The organism is Candidatus Paceibacterota bacterium, from assembly GCA_041661265.1.
Classification (GTDB): Bacteria; Patescibacteriota; Minisyncoccia; order JAHIHE01; family JAGLIN01; genus JBAZUT01.
Genome location: JBAZUT010000003.1, coordinates 52,683 through 69,570, shown reverse-complemented (window position 1 = coordinate 69,570; position 16,888 = coordinate 52,683). Strand labels below are relative to the sequence as shown.

Genomic DNA, 16,888 nt, shown 5'->3' with positions numbered 1-16,888 from the left:
TGCGATCTGTCATAATATTAATCTGTAATTATAAATAATTCCGAAAATGAATTCTGAAAATAAAAAATATGACGCAATAGTTGTCGGGGGCGGTATCAGCGGTCTATTGTCCGCACTGATCCTTTCCAAGGAAGGCAAGAAAGTACTGATAATAGAAAAAAACTCTTATTTGGGAGGGAATTGCCGTACTTATGAGATCGATGGATATTTTGTGGACACGGGGCCTCACGCAATTACGGACTTAGTGAAAGGCCCGCTAACATTCATCATGAAAAAATATTTTACGGTGATCCCTCGCTTCGTGCCGTTCGGAATGTATTATGTCAGATATCAGAATAAATTCCAGGAGTTTCCTCTAACGCTGATCCAGCTTGCAAAATTCGATATTCTCTCGAAAAAAGACCGGCTGCTGCTCTCGGGGGCTCTCATAGACGCCGTTGCTAACTCCTCGCTCAATAAGAATATACTGAACCAGAGCGTATACAGCTTCATAGGAAAATATAATATGTCGCCGAAATCGATCAGATTTCTGGATGCGGTTTCATATTTCCTAAGCGGCAAATCCATAAAAGAAACTCCTGCATGGAGGATTCTCGGCGGGTCGGGATATTTGGATGGCGATACCGGCAGCGCCACAAGCCATTTACGCAAATTCATGAAGATCGCAAGACAGGATTTTTCTTCCCAGGGATATCCGCTTGGAGGCATTCAGAGCATAACGTCCTGCGCAATAAATTCATTCAATAAACCTAATGTCGAGATACATTTGGCTGAAGATGTGACTGAGCTTATTACAAAAGAAGGATCGATATACTCCGTCCGAACACACAAGGAGGTTTATCGATCAGATCTTGTGATTTTTTCAGGCTACGCCAAAGACCTTCCCCGCCTCTGCAGGGCCTTGCCCGCTAAGTTCTCGGATCAGTTGAAAAAAATCGAGCAAACGCTTAGCTTTACTCTTTGGCTCGGTTTTAAAAAAAAATTACCAGAGTTTGCATATATAGGTTCTGAAATATTTTTCGATTCAGAAACGCCTTTTTGGGCAGTTCCTTCGTCTAATTACGATAACACTTTATGCCCCAAGAACAAGCAGCTGGTTGGATTTACAACGATATTCAAAGAAAGCAGTTTTGAAAAACAGCTTAAGAACCTGAAAGAATGTATTTTCAAAGCAATCCCGAACGCGGAACAGAATGTCGAGTTTGAGCATGTTCAAACCATAATACCGGAAAAAGGCGCCATAAAGGTCAATATAGAATTTCCCTCACCCAAAGTGCCCATTAAAGGACTGTATTTAGTCGGTACTGACGCCGATATGAGAAGTATGGGCATTACTCGCGCGGCTTTTTCGGTGATAGAAGCTATTGAGATAATGAAAAAGGATAATGCTATATAGAACATTATCCTTCAGTGCTATTTTCCTATAAGATATGACCTGATCATATCTTTTTTTTGCCGGATTTTATCAATATCCTTTTCCTGGCAATAAACTCCGGCAAACCAGTGATTCCATTCTGCCATATTCAGAGAGCTTACGATCGGCGATATATCCTCAAGTTTTTTCATCGAAGGACTGATCAGTATCCTGCTTTTGTTTGATTTTGGAAATCCCATGATATTAATCAGCACCTCATACCGATTTAATTTCAATTCTTTAGCGATCAACGCCTCGACTTCCTGCACTTTATCGTATCCTATCATCTTACCTGCATCTTCAAAATCATCTTTGCTGAAAATAATGGCTTCCTTGTATAAATTTCTTTTCGTAATGGCATCCATAAGTTGTTTTGCGGGAGAAGAAGACGATCTGAATCTGCTTATGAGATCAATATCATCGAATTCAATGAGCTTTTCGATCTTAAAATCGCCGTTATTAAGAGCTTCAATAAATGCGCTGCGGAGCATTGTATTCGCAATTATGGTCCTATGGTGCATATATACCATTGAATACATCAGGTATCTGGCGATTAGAACGGACTCAAATGCCGGCAGATATTTGATATCGGCTATATAGTCGTCGCCTTTTATCGTATAATTATTGATAATAACATCAGATTCAATAATCCCGTAAGCTACGCCCGTATAATATGAATCTCTTTTCAGATAATCCATACGGTCAACGTCGATCTGACCCGAGATCAGGCTGGCATATTTCCCTTTTCCTTCTATATAATTGCAGATAAGCTCAATATCCAATCCATGATCTCTTAATATTTTTGAAATATTCGTATTTCTGATGATCTCAATGCTTTGCTGCTCGTGGCCCTTCTCCGTCAATTGCCTGACGGCCTTCTCAATGGAATGTGAGAATGGATAATGCCCGATATCATGCAATAAAGCTGCCGCAATGAATTCATCTTTATTTTCAATTGCATTATTTTCTGCGACCTTTTGAGCAAGATAATATGTTCCGATCGAATGCTCGAATCTCGTATGATTTGCAGATGAATAAACAATATAGCTTTGTCCGAGCTGCTTTATATTCCGCAAACGCTGGAATTGCTCGGTATCCATCAGGCTCTTGAAAGGCTCGCCGATTGAGATAAAACCGTAAAGAGGATCTTTTAATATCATGTTTTTATTTGATTTTACACGCCGAAGTTATCGGCCTGGTTTGAATTATCCATATCTTATTCTCATTATCTATGCACCATTCGACATCTTGCGGCGCCTTGAAATAATTTTCGAGCTTTAGAACCTCTGTTGCAAGACCTGTGACAAGATTGTCATCGAAATCAAAATTTGCATTAACCTTCAACACCGACATGCTTTCTCTTTCGATAATATAAACATTCGGTGAAACCTCTCCTGATGCCAGTTTTTCACATGTACCGGGAATAACCTCTATAGACATTGCATTATCATTCATTATGTCCTTTGAAAATGCTATTCCGGAATATTTCGCTTCGATCATTTTTTGAACCAATATCGCCATATTTGCGCTATCATTTTTAATTCTGTTTTCTTTCCTATATACAACAGACCTTGGGGAATAGAACGAAGCCCAGCAGCTCTTTATCGCATACTCAAGATTGTTAATGTCGCCGATATTGATGTATGAATCGAATTGTCCCGCAAAAGACGCCTTGGCGCTATCCTCACTGGAAGAACTGGACCTTGCCGCAACCAGCCGTGAGGCCAGTTTTTCATAGAACAGTCCAAGTTCATCCGCCAATTTTCTGGAGAATTCTATATTCGAAAATTCATTTTTCAAAACATTGTAATGCTCCTCCAATTTCGCTATTTCCGACGCATTGGCCTTATTAATTTCTCTCACTATGGATCCGATCCTTTCAAAGCCGTTCAATTTTCTAAAATACTCAGAGTCGATGACGAACCCATCAGGGACATTGAAATGAGAATATATCTCTGAAAGATTAGCCGCCTTGTTTCCTGCGCTTTTGCTTTGAAGCTTTCCGCCGCTCAACATATAAAAATCCACCTTTTGACCTTTGTTAAGAACAATTCTTTCGTGCACGGACTGATCCGGATTTTTGCGCGCGGTCTCCAGCTCTGCACTAGCTTTGTTCAGTTCGTTGTGAGTTGTTTCTTTTTCAGCCTTTTTTTCAGCATCCAATATCGTAACTGTCGCATTTTTGCCGTCCAGCCTTACAATGCTTCCATCCGGGATGCCGTTCTTCGTCTTTAATTGTATCAGGCACGGCAAATTCATCTCTCGAGCTATTATTGCGGCATGGCACAGCGATCCCCCGCTTTCAGCTATGATCCCTGCAGCCTTCTTGAACAGGATCACAAGATTCGGAGATAATGTTTTTGAAAGTATTATGGAACCCTCTGCGCATTTTTCATAATCACCCATGCTGTTTATATTGACTATGGGTCCGCTGACACTTTTCTTTGACGATACACTTATCGCGTTCAGCCTATTTTTCGATTTATCGGCAAGATCGATTCCCGCCTTTTCATAATATTTTTCATTCTTATACACCAGAACGCTTGGCAATCCGATATTCCTTATCGTTTCAAGATCATTTTTTCTTTTTAGCGCAACATCAATGAGGTCCCGGACCGATCCTTCCGCATCCGGATCGATTTTGCTTAATTCATTTATCTTCAAATAGAATATAAGATCGCCCATTTTACTATTGTCTCCTATCAGTTTATAGCACATCCTCATTATATGCATGTATCTCGCAACTATGAATTTTACATTTTCTCTCCATCTTAATGAATTATCGCCGGGCACCTTGAAACCTGAAAATTTATTGATCCTAAAATCGTCCTCGAAGAGCCGGGGCACAGATATGTCATAGGGATTGAGCGAATAAAATTCGAACTCATCCAGGATCGCCATCGTGTTATTCGTTTCGATATAAGTCGACAGCTTTTCAAGCTCGCATTCGTCGATATATTTTGAATGCTTTAATTTTATTCCGTATTTATTGCATATAAAAGCCGCAATTGAATATTCCATCATTTCCACAGCTCGTTCCATTGCCTCTTTTGCCGTCTTTGCAGGATCATAAATATTTCCTTCACTTGAATAAAAATTATAAAATTCAATGGCGCTTCTGTATGATCTTTCATATCCTCGGATCATTTCATTCGCATAAAAGCTGAATTTTATCATGTTTACAAATTGTCTTGCCTCATCAAAGGGCAATGTCAGCAGATATATCAGATTGCGCAAATCCCATTTCGTTTTTCTTATGAGGTAATTGTTTTTTATGGCATAATCCTTCTCAATACCGGCATTATACATATACCTTTCCTCAACGCTTTTCCTGAAATATAAGGCGTTGCCGACATATACGGCATATTTGGTCTGTTGCGGCCTGACCGCAAATCCTGCATTCGCATAAAGCCTCCAGAAAGGCCCATTTTCATCATATATTCTATCAAAAAAATCTTGCGTACATTCTTTTGACGCGCCCATAAAGTAAGAATTCTCATCTTTCTCCAACACAACAACATCGCCTTCGCCCGTCCCGTAAATATTCAATTTTCCGAGACCCTTAATTTTTATTTGTCTCAATTTTGTTTTCATTTTCTATTGAACATATTTAAATCCGCTCTCGGTTATATATACCCTGTAGCTGTCGAGACACGAACCCCTTCCTTCTATTTGCATTAACGCGCTCTTCTTGGGCTGTGACCTGCTCAGTTCTTCAAATGTCAGATATATAGGACATATCATTCTTCTCGTATTATTGCTGTTATCGTAATAGAAGCATTTTCCCGATGGCATTTCAGCTTTGATGAGCCGTCCTCCCACGTATATCTCGCATGTTCCATTCATATACGGATAGAACCAAATATCTTCCTTGGTTTCAGGCGCCGCAACGGACGCATCCTGCTTCTTGTATTCACCGGCCATTTTCTTGCTCGCTTCAAAATTAATTCCGAAATTAACACTGGGAGCATTTGACACATCCTCGGTTACCGCCGTTTTTTTCGGAAGGTCCTGTTTTTTTATAATGCTGGTACTGATCGAGAAATATGCAGACACGAACGTTATTATAAAAACGATCACAGAAAAAACTATCATCGGCAGAACAATCTCATTCCTCTTGTGCGAATCTGCAAGCGTGTATTTTCTGAAATTATTCAGAGCCATCATAAGAAAGCTCAAAAAGGTAGAGAAAACGCTCGCATAGAACAGGCTTCGCGCATCGATCGGATCAAAGATGGCTATGGAAACAAATGACGTAACTATAATAACAAATATATATCCCAGATATGAAAACGCAATGCCGACAATTTCATGCATCTGCTTCCCGAGATAAAAACGATCCACAAGTCCCCGGCCAGCCATATAGACGGCCGTCATCATAAATGTATTCAATACAAATGATCCGACGGAAAAGGTGGCAATATAAATGATCGGAGGGACTATAATGATCGCTTCCGCAATTTTTGCGAAACAAACAGCGATAATCGATATGGATATTGCCGTATATTTCATCTATTCAAAATTATTATATAAATAATCGAAGATTATGTCGGAATCATTCTTTCCGTCGCCGCATGTATATATGTAATTATAGCTTTCTCGCGTTTTTACTTCAAGATAACCCCATAGAAACTCCCTGTTGTTGCAAAACTTGATTTCACTATTCTCATTAAAAAAATCCGCCTTCGTTAAATTTATGACATCAGCTATCCTTTTGCCATCTGACCGATAAATATCCGACTCCAGAAGTTGGCCGTTCCGTTTGCCGAACACCTCACGGATTATCACGCCATCCGTGAAAATATGATAATCAAGATATCCGCCGTCTTTTTTGCCGTAATAAAAATGAAAAAAATCAACATTACCCTCGCTTGCTTTTGCAATGAGATCCATAGTGGCGCTAAGAATATTCACGACCTCCGAATCGTTGCTTCCTTCTATTGTCGCGAACGATCTCCTGCCGTCGCGTCCCGAGTAATATAAATGATATGACGAACAGCTCTCGCAGCTGATGCCGTCATTTGTTCCGTATTTATTAAAAAATAACGCAACTTTTTCGAATAGCTTTTCCACTTCAACACCCGCATTCAGCATCCTTATTCCGTTCTTTTCTTTATTGTTGAAATCTTTTATATATTTCTCCATGACCACGCCATCTGACATAACGATATATTCCAAAAAACAATTGTCAGCGCATTTTTCGTCTTCTTTTACAATCTCATAATAGGACATGTTTTCTTTAACAGGTTCCGGGGACAGTTCGTCAGTCTTATACCACAAATAAGCCGCAACCATCGGTGCGCTGACAACAACAATTATTGCTAATATGAATTTATTATTCATTTATTTCTATTGTTATAATTATAACGATTTTCGTCATTATTTGCAACAAAAAAAGACCTGCATAAGGTCTATCGCCTATCGAAAGCTTAAAATAGATCTCCGCTATCCAGCCTGTCCAGATCCACCAGTTCAATTATTTTAATTTCCTTCTCAGGAACTCTTGCCTTTTTCTCTTCGTCCGCACTTTTATCGGAAAAACACAGTCTGCACAAAACACTTTTCGGGTCGCTATTCCCGAAATCCTCATTTTTCACCATGGGCATGCCGCAATTTTGACATTCTTTCATAATTTATTACCAATAACATAAATTAAATATATATGTTCTTGATAAAGCTGAATTTTCTTGTATAAACATAGAATAAATGATATAATATGAAATGTCAAATGATAAAAAATCTAGCTTAAAACAAAAATGAACAAGAAAGCAATGTTGGTAGTATTGGACGGATGGGGAATCAGCCCCGAACAAAGCGGTAACGCTATTCTGAATGCATCCACTCCCAATATGGACGCATTCATAAAATATTATCCCAATACCATACTTCAGGCATCTGGAATTGCAGCAGGACTGCCTTGGGGAAAGATGGGAAATTCTGAAGTAGGGCATCTTATACTTGGCGCAGGAAAGACCTTATATCAGAATTTGCCCCGCGTCTCGCTGTCTATCCAGGACAAAACTTTTTATTCCAACGACGTGCTGCTTAACGCCATAGCCCATTCAATAGACAATAATTCCAATATTCATGTAATGGGACTGCTTAGTGACGGCGGGGTCCATAGCCACATCGACCACCTTTATGCCATATTGGAAATGCTTAAAATGCACAATATTGCTACCGAAAAAGTATTTATACACATATTCACTGACGGCCGGGATACTGAAACAACAGCAGGACTGAAATATTTATCCGAACTTACGCGGAATCTTAAAGAAGAAAATTGGCCGGGCCATGTTGCAAGTATTATGGGTAGATATTATGCAATGGACCGTAATCAGACATGGGACAGAACGAAGATGGCATATTATTGCCTGGCAAACCTGGTCGGCATAAAGGAATTGGATCCGAAATTGGCACTTGAAAAAAGCTATGCCCAGAATGTGACCGATGAATTCATTAAACCGGCCATTTTTCCAGACAAATTCAATAATTACGCGCCAATAAAGGAAAATGATTCGATTATATATTACAATATCAGAGAAGATCGTGCGAGACAGCTTACAAAAGCATTCGCTCTCGATAAATTCGATAATTTCGACAGGGGCGCAAAAATTGAAAACCTATATATTGCCACAATGATGGAATATGAGAAAGGTCTTCCCGTAAATGTCGTTTTTCCGCCCGAAATCGTAGAAAACCCGCTTGGAAGGGTCATAAGCGATAATGGATTAAGACAATTAAGGATCGCGGAAACAGAAAAATACGCACACGTGACATATTTCTTCAATGGCGGAAAAGAATCGCCATTTGAAAACGAATACCGGACGCTTGTACCATCGCCTTCTGTTTCAACATATGACCAAACGCCGGAAATGAGCGCTGATACGCTGACTGAAACCGTTGTTAAAGACATGGACTCAGGAAGATTTGATTTTATTCTGCTTAATTATGCCAATGCTGACATGGTGGGTCATACCGGAAATTTCAAACAAACAATAAAGGCCATAGAGATCATTGATATTTGCCTCGGCAGAATTTATGAGGCTTGCATGCGAAACGATGTTACGCTTCTGATCACTGCGGATCATGGCAATGCTGAAGAAATGTTCAATCCCAAAACCGGCGAAATCATGACTGAACACACGACGAATCCGGTTCCTTTTATTGTTATAAGCAAAAACAATAAATTTGCAACGCCCCGGAAATATGATATAGATATGCGGGTCGGCGGAATGCTTAGCGATGTCGCACCAACAGTTCTTGCCGTTCTGGGACTTCAAAAACCGGATGAAATGACCGGACGAAGCATACTGGATAATCTGCCCACGGAATAAATCATTTCATACGGCGAAAAACAGCCCGAGGCTGTTTTTTTTATTGATCCGTTTTTGTATAAACCTTTCCGTCGCCTATATTCAGATACGGCTTGATCACGTTCCTTAAGACGAATATATTATCGTCATAGTCCTGTATCTTTTTAAGCGCCGGATACCGCCCAAGATCTCCTGTAAGTATGAATGTCGGCACATTTTCGATCGCATTGGCTTTCACCATGACCTGCCCCGAATTCGACTTATAATCGATTATCTCTCTGTTCGACGTCGGTATTCCAAGTATTTTCAGTTCTGCTATATATTTATCGTAATTATAGCAATCAGCACAACCATCAGCCGTCATCAATACAACTTTTACATTTCCGACGGATTTTCCGGACTTGATATCGACGTAAGGCATCATGGCATCTCGAAAGATGAAAACGTCATCCATGATCTCGCCGATATCCTTGAACTTATTGTATAAATTACCGACCTTATCGATCTCGCCCTTGATTATAACAGCCGGAACTTTTTCAATTCGGTATTTCATTATTATCTCCTTTGCTTCATTGCTCCGGTAATCCAAAACGTGCCTTGATACCATATTGACATTCTCAGTCTCTATTTCACTTATCAGTTCGGCTGCATCATAACAATATGGACAATTATTGTCCTTTATCAGAACAATATCAAGATTTGCCGGTCTGTTTTTCTCCTGATATTTAGTCAGCATGCCATTTAACGCCTTGTCGGACTCAAACACAGTCAATAAACTGAAAATCGAAACAATGGCAATGATTGCTGCCAAGGCGACTTCGAACCTATTCCCATTAAGAGATTTTTTTATCATACAATTCATCCGATTTTCTTAATCAATTGAGCGATTGGCTCTCTATATGAAATTATTACAAATTTCCGTTCATTTTTCTCAAAGCATCCAATATTTTCAATAATTCCGACATTTGCAACGTCGTAATGATCAGGATAATGATCAAAACAATGATCAGCCATCTGTTGCTCCGATCGCACAAAGGTACTGCCCTATTCATCTCGGCTGCTGCTACCTCGGATGTATTATTTTCTTCACTCGCACGGTCTTTATCATTTATATTGTTCATTTTTATATATTATTAATTTAACATCCTCCAACCATGTCGGGAACATTTTCCATTTCGCCATTATTCATATTCTGATCGGTAAGATCATATTTTGGTAATTGTATCCCGTTTAAAACCGCAGCGATATCCGGGGATAATTTTCCGCTTTTGATCTCGCCTATGAGTTTACTTATCATCTGTTTCGGAAAGAATAATCCCTTCCATCTTGCAAGTTCCCGCAAGATCTCATCATCGCTGAATTTATTGCCGTAATTCTTGATCAAATGCGCGGCAAGACCTCTCATTGCCTTGGCATGATCGCAATTGCATGTGGGTTTTCCATCGGCATAAGTTAACGCTGTTACCGGACAGCAAAATTCACATGATATTTTTCCTGTTATTTCGGCATATCTTTCAAATTCCAGCTCAGTAAAAATATTAATATTCGGATCGTATTTTTTCATTATATCTATTGATTCCTGCACCCTGTCAAAAGATACATTTAATTTTTTCCCATACAGATCAGGCTGTCCTTTAATCATAACGATCTCAATCGCATCTTTTTGGATATTTCCCGTCAGCTTCAGATCTCTGCCCGCAGGAGTTTCATTTGTCCTTGTATAAATGACATTATAAACCATTTTTGAAAAATAGCCGTCTATCCCAAGCTTCGTCTTTATGTTTATGATAAGCAGCTGATTGAACAATATCAATGCGCACAAAAAAACCATTAGTAAATGCCCGATTCCTGCATAGATATTTCCCTCGGCCGGCTTTTGACAGCCCGCCTTGTTCCGCTCCATTTTTTTAATTTATTTTGTTCCCGTTCACTGACATTTTTTCTCTCCACTCTTTGATCTTTGAATGATCCCCCGACAGCAAGACTCCGGGGACTCTCCAATTCACGCCCTTTACCGGAGAGAACAATTCCGGCCTTGTGTATTGCGGATATTCAAGATATCCTTCTTTTGAAAAAGATTCATCCTCTATTGATTCTTTATTCCCGACAACGCCCGGAATCAATCGAGAAATGGAATCAACCAATGCCATAGCAGGGATCTCGCCGCCCGTTAACACATATTTTCCGATCGAGATATCTTCATCCACCAAATATTTCGACACCCTTTCATCAACTCCTTCGTATCTTCCGCAAATAATTACTACTCTTTTTATCTTAGACATTTCAACGGCTATTTTCTGATTATATATTTCTCCTTTTGCGGACATTAGGATAACTTTAGTATCATTCGAAGATCTCTTGACCCTTGTACCGTCTTTTTTTATTATCTTTAAGTGTTTAAGCATTTCAAAAATAGGTTCAATCTTCAGAACCATTCCGGCTCCCCCGCCATACGTCGAATCATCAACTGTTTTGTGTTTATCGTGAGCAAAATCTCTCAGATCATGAATTGCAATCCTTACCATTTTATTCTTCTGCGCTCTACCTAAAATACTTTCATTAAAGTATGATTCAAAAATCTTCGGAAAAATTGTTATAATGTCGAATTGCATATATATAAATAAATTAATCTTCAGAATTAAATACGATGTCCGAATCTCCCATATGAATTCTTGTTTCTTTGTTATTATAATAATCAGTAATTTTCTTTTCAGCCGATAATAATTTGAAAATTCTCGAAACTTCAATCACATCCTGTTTTTCCATCCCCATTTTCATTAACGACTCAAGTGCTCCTTTTCCATATATATCCGAAATTATGCCCAAATAACCCCTTTTTGCTTGAAACATTCCAATTTGTAAATGGGTTAAAATATCCTTTTGTGTGATATTCATATTTTCTCTTTCGCTTAACTTTTCAGCGACATCCCTAACTAACTCCGTTATAAGAATTACGTGAGGTCGATACCCACCCTTAGAATAAGATATATCCTTATTTTCCATACTTATTTGTAGCGCCGTAACCTCCGTAAGTCCTTCATTAAAATACTTGAGATATTTATTTCCTACACAAGAGGCATACCCCGAGCTTATTACGTGAGTTTTATTATTTTCCTTCACAGGATTATTGCTTATATAGAACTTATGGAGACAGGCAGAATGAACTAACTCGTGCTGTAGCATCGTATTCTCATCTGCATTGTTTTCACCTCGAACAAAAATATCATTGCCTATATTACAGCCATGCTCATTTATATCTCCGCCGATATCTTCATATCCTTTTTTATTGAGAAAATATATATCATCGTTTTCAGCTAAGCGGTCTTTTACATTAAGACCTCTTTCTTGCGCAAATTTAATCAGCCTGATCTTCAACCTATCTTTCAGATTATTTCTGTTCTCGATCATTTCTGGTGTTTCTTCCATTCCAAATTCTTCTTTAAGATCTTGTTTTGTTAATTTTATTTTTTCATTAACAATTTTATCAACTTCCTCCTTGATGGTTTCCCGAGAAAGCAATGATGGCAATTTTGTTGTTGATTTTTCTGCAAAATAAAACTTTTCACGTCTGAATCCAGGCTTTTCTTTTTTATCATCATTGTGCAGGAAATTATTCACATGATCTATATCTGGTTTTTTATCAGAATAATTCACATTTTCTCCAAATTTTTCTCTTATAAATACTCATATTATCAATTCATAATAGATTTGTAATATTTCATTACAAACATTATACACACAAAAAACCGTCTATTTAGAAAATAGCACGGTTTTTCCTTATTGTAAATCCAGAGAAATTACAATTTGAGATCGTTTACCACGTCGTCAACATTCGTTTCTCTCTCTCTTGGAGCTCTTGATCTCAATGAACCTTCCGGTTCCACGATCTTGAAATTTACTCGGGCATTGTTCTTTGCTCCGATAACTCTCAAGAGGTTCCTGATTGACTTAGCGGTAGTACCCTGCCTGCCAATGACTTGGCCCATATCCTCAGGGTTGATATTGAGAGTGATCAGCACTCCCATTTCATCGACTGATCTTTCGATCCTAACATCTTCCGGATGATCGACGATTGATTTTACTACAAATTCAACAAACTCTTTATCTTTTTCCATTCTGTTTTTTCCTTCATTAGCTTCCAGCCAAAATTGCTTGGAATCACTGTTTAACTGATTATTCTTTCTGTAAATCACAGCAGCTTTTTTATAACTTACGACCTTTTATTCGCTTCGTAAAGACGAAATATGTGCTTATTATAATTAAACTGCACATTTTGTAATATAATTATATCAAATTTCGGGATTTTGTCAATATTGCACTTTTATTGTTGCTTTTTTTGTTTATTTCTTGGCCTCTTCTTTCGGCTTTGCTGCAGGAGCTGCCGTAGCCGCCGGCGATGTCTTACCCTTGTCTTCCTCTTTCTTTTTTGGCCTCCATACAACAACCTTTTCGCCTTTTATTATTCCCGCATCTACAAAAAAATTATTCATGGTTGCCGATGTTTGAGCGCCTTTTGACATCCAATAGAGTATTCTCTCTTTATTAAATGACTTTTCTTTTGTGAGCGGATCGTAATAACCCAGAATTTCAATAAATTTTCCTCCCGGAGCCCTTCTCGAATCAGATACTGTAACCCGGAAGCTAGCCCTGTTCTTTTTCCCTATCCTGTTTAATCTTATTTTCAGCATATTATACCGTTATTTATTAACATATTATATACTAATTCATTTCTACGATAATGTCAAACTATCATAGCATTTCGACATCTGATTCGATTTTTCCAGATATATAAATCAATCTATAATACTTGTTAAAAAAGAAGAAGAAAAACAATCCGTTAAGGCCGTTTCCCCCGACCGCATCGGTCTTTAACCTGCACTAACGCTTATTCTTATGGTTGCATTTATTATTTGCCTCGCTTCATACAGATCACGGATCCTGTAATCGGCGCACATTGATTTTTTGCTGATATGACCGCCCTGGGGTCGCTCTATTTTCATAGCAATAATTTCGGGAAATCGTCTTTTTACCTTATCGATCACGATCGCTTTATCGTCTATGAAAAACGCAATATCATCGCGCGGATCGCTCATCAGCAATTCAATTTCCTCGGATTTATCTTTTGCAGTTATTATCCTTTTCCCGAAATTATCAGCAATACCGGAATTATTGATCTTTTCGTACTGAAACCTGGTAGTGCCGAATGAAAGCAAAATAAGTTCGTTTTGCCTGAAATAATTAATAAACTCATAGAAATCCGCATAAACGAAATCCCTTGATCTGTGTATGATCGAATTTATCTCATCCAGAGCTGATCTTTTGTTGTACGGCCTGATTCTTTCAAACAGATCAACCATCAATTCGGAATCAAAACTTCCGCCGGTCATCTCTTTGCAAATTTTATAGAGTTTATCGAACTCGTCACATGTAAATCCTGATCTATGGAATATCATTTTGAATTCAGCCATCATCGCATACATATTAAATATCGCATCATCAAAATCGAGAATAATTTTCATGCCAATTCACCTCCCAAAACCGACTTCGGTCAACATGAATCGTTTTTCTTCTGATGTATTGTATCAAAGAACGGGATCCTTTCTGAATCGATTTATTCAGAAATTTTTAAAATCAATAACATTTTATCGGATTAGAGAAAATATTACGGACTTAAAAAACATTACCGCTTGATATTATACTGCTCGTTCTGCTGACGAGGCGCCGTATTTGATAAAATATAACGCATCACCGCAAAACACATCACAATAACGCATTATAGTTATATTGTCAAATGTTGCTGCCGTTCTTTGTATTTATATATTTTCGTTTCACTCCAAATAATAAGATATTCGAATGTATCATTTTCTTATCTATTTTTCCTTTATTTCCTCGAGTTTGATCGATATTATTTTCGAAACGCCGTCATCGTGCATAGTGACTCCATAAAGTATATCGGCCTGCTTCATCATTTCTCGGTTGTGGGTTATCAGAATAAACTGCGTACTCTTTGAAACTTCCTTTATTATTGTAGATAGCTTCGCGGAATTTGCCTCATCCAATGCAGCATCTATCTCGTCCAAAACCGAAAATGGCGGCGGATTATTGGCAATGATAGCAAACAGTATAGCTATAGATGTCAGCGCCCTTTCACCGCCCGAAAGCATATCGAGACTTGCGATCTTTTTTCCGGGAGGCGCAACATTCACTTCAATACCCGCTATCCTTTGCTTTTTTTCCGCGCTTTCCATTTCATCAGCTTCACCGCCTGATTCTTGTTCCTCGGAACCCTCTTCGCCGGCAGCGGCCTCGCTTTCAGCTTCATATCTTATCGACAAATTCGCCTTTCCACCGGAAAAGATTATCTTGAAATATCTGTCAAATTCATCGCTGATATTCTTAAACGAGCTCTTAAAACGTTTTTCTATTTTTTCATCCAGCTCCCCTATGATCCTCCTCATGGACTCTGATGCCTGATCAAGATCTTTGGATTGCGCAGTCAGAAATTCGAATCGTTTTTCCGTTTCCTCATATTCCTCCACTACAAGCGGATCAATGCCTCCGATCTGCTCGAATTGGACCTTTAACCTTCTGACCTTTTGCCTTGATTCATCGATATTTATATTTTCAAGCTCCGATCCTCCATTGATTATGTTTTTTTCTATTCTCTCATAAACAGGGTTTGCGGTCCCGAGCTCATCCCGCACTTCATTCGTAAGATCCTCTTTTCTGACCTCGAATTTCGCCAGCTCGATCCCTATCCGGTTCATATTATCCTTCAATCTGTTCATCTCTTCCTGTCTGATGCGAAGCCTGCTTTCATATTCATAGAACGCTTTTCTTTTTTCCTTTTCCTCGTCGCTAAGTTCGCCGATCTTCTTCCTGACCTCTTCATATTTTTTCCGGTGATCCTCGATTTTTCCGCCGATATGCCCCTTTTCTTTCTCCAGCTCCTTCAGCTTCGAGTCGTCAAATTGAATATCGTGCTTCTTCTGGCTTATCTTTCCGGACTGAACTTCATCATATAGATCGATTATCAAGGCTTTTATTTCCGCGCCTTCTTTTCTCGCTTCATTGATCTTCTCGGGGTTATCGAAATTCTCAAGAATTGAGGCCAATTTATTGAAAATACCCATGATATTCGTAAGCTTTTCTTTCACGTATTTCAGATTTATAGGCAGAAAGTCGGGATTCTCTATTTTTACCTTTCTTTCGTTCTCGATCTCTATCCTGCCTTCAGTCATCGAAAGGTGCTTTCTCAGGTCATTCATCGTGACTTGTATCGAATCAATTTCATTCCTGAGCTTCTCGAATTCGCCGCTATAATCAACATCCTTGCCATCACATGCCTCCAATTGCTTTTTCAGTTCCTCGATCTCTTTCTCGCTTCCACCGAGCACCTTCTCAACTTCATCCTTCTGCTGCCTGTATATCTCATTGTCTTTGTTCAATTTTTTCCATATAGCGCCATAAAGCCTATTCTGTTCATCACGCAACTCCTTTTCAACCTCTCCGCGCTTCAGCGCTCTTGAAGCCTGTCTTTTCAGAAAAGCAAGCCTTGGCTCGATCTCAACAAGAAGATCGGTTACCCTCACCATGTTTCTTTTCGTTGCATCAAGTTTCTTTATCGTATGGTTTTTCTTGATCTGGAATGCCCGAACCCCTGTCGCTTCCTCGAAAATAACCATCCTTTCGGTCGGAGATGCCGCCAAAATGGAATCAGCCATACCCTGATTTATTACGCAATAACCTCTCTGGCTTACGCCGGACTTCACGAGAAGATCGACAATGTCCGAAAGCCTGACCCTGTTCTTGTTTATCAGATATTCACTGTCTCCGTTTCTGAATAATTTTCTCGTCAGCACAACTTCATCATAATCTATAGGGATCTTTTTATCATTATTATCAAGAAAAAGCGAAACTGACGCAGCGCTCATTTTCGCCTTCTTACTGCTTCCCGTGAATATAACATCTTCTCCTTTCTTGCTTCGGAGACTTTTCATGCTCTGCTCTCCCAGCACCCACTTCACCGCATCGGCAATATTGGATTTTCCGGATCCGTTCGGGCCTACGATCCCCGTGACTCCTTTCGGAAAATCAAGATCTGTCTTGTTTGCAAATGATTTGAAGCCGGATGTTTCTATCCTTTTTAGATACATTG

The 16,888-nt window shown here is 39.0% G+C and carries 16 protein-coding genes; 2 read left to right on the top strand and 14 right to left on the bottom strand.

Annotation, left to right across the window (positions count from 1 at the left end; all coding sequences use genetic code 11):
* Positions 1–46 precede the first annotated feature (46 nt).
* On the top strand, positions 47–1,396 hold the full coding sequence (locus WC788_03095) for an NAD(P)/FAD-dependent oxidoreductase (GenBank protein MFA6096589.1): 1,350 nt from the start codon (positions 47–49) through the stop codon (positions 1,394–1,396).
* Positions 1,397–1,413: 17 nt separating this feature from the next.
* Here the strand turns inward: WC788_03095 and WC788_03090 are convergent, their stop codons facing one another.
* The 5 genes from WC788_03090 to WC788_03070 form a co-directional block, all read right to left on the bottom strand.
* Positions 1,414–2,574 carry an HD domain-containing protein gene (locus WC788_03090; GenBank protein ID MFA6096588.1) on the bottom strand — a complete coding sequence of 387 codons (1,161 nt, stop codon included), beginning with the start codon at positions 2,572–2,574 and terminating at the stop codon, positions 1,414–1,416.
* A 4-nt stretch (positions 2,575–2,578) separates the two neighbouring features.
* The gene (locus tag WC788_03085) at positions 2,579–4,996 is read right to left on the bottom strand and encodes a PEP/pyruvate-binding domain-containing protein (protein MFA6096587.1); all 2,418 of its coding nucleotides are present in this window, start codon (positions 4,994–4,996) and stop codon (positions 2,579–2,581) included.
* A gap of 15 nt (positions 4,997–5,011) precedes the next feature.
* Positions 5,012–5,926, bottom strand: a complete 915-nt coding sequence (locus tag WC788_03080; protein MFA6096586.1) for a hypothetical protein — start codon at positions 5,924–5,926, stop codon at positions 5,012–5,014.
* On the bottom strand, positions 5,927–6,757 hold the full coding sequence (locus WC788_03075; GenBank protein ID MFA6096585.1) for a hypothetical protein: 831 nt from the start codon (positions 6,755–6,757) through the stop codon (positions 5,927–5,929).
* Between the two features lie 86 nt (positions 6,758–6,843).
* A complete protein-coding gene (locus WC788_03070; protein ID MFA6096584.1) occupies positions 6,844–7,044 on the bottom strand; it encodes a zinc ribbon domain-containing protein in 201 nt (66 codons plus the stop codon).
* A gap of 126 nt (positions 7,045–7,170) precedes the next feature.
* Between WC788_03070 and gpmI the strand changes: the two genes are divergently transcribed.
* Positions 7,171–8,751: a 2,3-bisphosphoglycerate-independent phosphoglycerate mutase gene (gpmI, locus tag WC788_03065; GenBank protein MFA6096583.1), complete on the top strand. Its 1,581-nt coding sequence runs from the start codon at positions 7,171–7,173 to the stop codon at positions 8,749–8,751.
* A 40-nt stretch (positions 8,752–8,791) separates the two neighbouring features.
* Here the strand turns inward: gpmI and WC788_03060 are convergent, their stop codons facing one another.
* The 9 genes from WC788_03060 to WC788_03020 all read right to left on the bottom strand — a co-directional run bounded on the left by WC788_03060 (position 8,792) and on the right by WC788_03020 (position 16,886).
* The gene (locus WC788_03060; GenBank protein ID MFA6096582.1) at positions 8,792–9,583 is read right to left on the bottom strand and encodes a thioredoxin family protein; all 792 of its coding nucleotides are present in this window, start codon (positions 9,581–9,583) and stop codon (positions 8,792–8,794) included.
* Positions 9,584–9,638: 55 nt separating this feature from the next.
* On the bottom strand, positions 9,639–9,851 hold the full coding sequence (locus WC788_03055) for a hypothetical protein (protein MFA6096581.1): 213 nt from the start codon (positions 9,849–9,851) through the stop codon (positions 9,639–9,641).
* A 17-nt stretch (positions 9,852–9,868) separates the two neighbouring features.
* Positions 9,869–10,633, bottom strand: coding sequence for a hypothetical protein (locus WC788_03050; protein MFA6096580.1), 765 nt, complete (start codon positions 10,631–10,633; stop codon positions 9,869–9,871).
* 4 nt (positions 10,634–10,637) lie between these two features.
* A complete protein-coding gene (trmD, locus tag WC788_03045; GenBank protein ID MFA6096579.1) occupies positions 10,638–11,342 on the bottom strand; it encodes a tRNA (guanosine(37)-N1)-methyltransferase TrmD in 705 nt (234 codons plus the stop codon).
* Positions 11,343–11,355: 13 nt separating this feature from the next.
* Positions 11,356–12,384 carry a hypothetical protein gene (locus WC788_03040; GenBank protein ID MFA6096578.1) on the bottom strand — a complete coding sequence of 343 codons (1,029 nt, stop codon included), beginning with the start codon at positions 12,382–12,384 and terminating at the stop codon, positions 11,356–11,358.
* A 143-nt stretch (positions 12,385–12,527) separates the two neighbouring features.
* Positions 12,528–12,845, bottom strand: a complete 318-nt coding sequence (locus tag WC788_03035; protein MFA6096577.1) for a KH domain-containing protein — start codon at positions 12,843–12,845, stop codon at positions 12,528–12,530.
* 225 nt (positions 12,846–13,070) lie between these two features.
* The gene (gene rpsP / locus WC788_03030) at positions 13,071–13,418 is read right to left on the bottom strand and encodes a 30S ribosomal protein S16 (GenBank protein ID MFA6096576.1); all 348 of its coding nucleotides are present in this window, start codon (positions 13,416–13,418) and stop codon (positions 13,071–13,073) included.
* A gap of 180 nt (positions 13,419–13,598) precedes the next feature.
* Complete coding sequence (locus WC788_03025; protein MFA6096575.1) at positions 13,599–14,249, bottom strand: hypothetical protein; 651 nt, start codon at positions 14,247–14,249, stop codon at positions 13,599–13,601.
* Between the two features lie 351 nt (positions 14,250–14,600).
* Positions 14,601–16,886: an AAA family ATPase gene (locus WC788_03020; GenBank protein MFA6096574.1), complete on the bottom strand. Its 2,286-nt coding sequence runs from the start codon at positions 16,884–16,886 to the stop codon at positions 14,601–14,603.
* Positions 16,887–16,888: the final 2 nt, after the last annotated feature.

Excerpts from the sequence above, each read along its gene's own strand:
- WC788_03095 (MFA6096589.1), top strand. The coding sequence starts at position 47 with ATGAATTCTGAAAATAAAAAATATGACGCAATAGTTGTCGGGGGCGGT.
- WC788_03090 (MFA6096588.1), bottom strand. The coding sequence starts at position 2,574 with ATGATATTAAAAGATCCTCTTTACGGTTTTATCTCAATCGGCGAGCCT.
- WC788_03050 (MFA6096580.1), bottom strand. The coding sequence starts at position 10,633 with ATGGAGCGGAACAAGGCGGGCTGTCAAAAGCCGGCCGAGGGAAATATC.
- WC788_03020 (MFA6096574.1), bottom strand. The coding sequence starts at position 16,886 with ATGTATCTAAAAAGGATAGAAACATCCGGCTTCAAATCATTTGCAAAC.
- rpsP (MFA6096576.1), bottom strand. The coding sequence starts at position 13,418 with ATGCTGAAAATAAGATTAAACAGGATAGGGAAAAAGAACAGGGCTAGC.
- gpmI (MFA6096583.1), top strand. The coding sequence starts at position 7,171 with ATGAACAAGAAAGCAATGTTGGTAGTATTGGACGGATGGGGAATCAGC.
- WC788_03075 (MFA6096585.1), bottom strand. The coding sequence starts at position 6,757 with ATGAATAATAAATTCATATTAGCAATAATTGTTGTTGTCAGCGCACCG.
- WC788_03055 (MFA6096581.1), bottom strand. The coding sequence starts at position 9,851 with ATGAACAATATAAATGATAAAGACCGTGCGAGTGAAGAAAATAATACA.
- WC788_03080 (MFA6096586.1), bottom strand. The coding sequence starts at position 5,926 with ATGAAATATACGGCAATATCCATATCGATTATCGCTGTTTGTTTCGCA.
- WC788_03025 (MFA6096575.1), bottom strand. The coding sequence starts at position 14,249 with ATGAAAATTATTCTCGATTTTGATGATGCGATATTTAATATGTATGCG.
- WC788_03060 (MFA6096582.1), bottom strand. The coding sequence starts at position 9,583 with ATGATAAAAAAATCTCTTAATGGGAATAGGTTCGAAGTCGCCTTGGCA.
- WC788_03035 (MFA6096577.1), bottom strand. The coding sequence starts at position 12,845 with ATGGAAAAAGATAAAGAGTTTGTTGAATTTGTAGTAAAATCAATCGTC.
- trmD (MFA6096579.1), bottom strand. The coding sequence starts at position 11,342 with ATGCAATTCGACATTATAACAATTTTTCCGAAGATTTTTGAATCATAC.
- WC788_03070 (MFA6096584.1), bottom strand. The coding sequence starts at position 7,044 with ATGAAAGAATGTCAAAATTGCGGCATGCCCATGGTGAAAAATGAGGAT.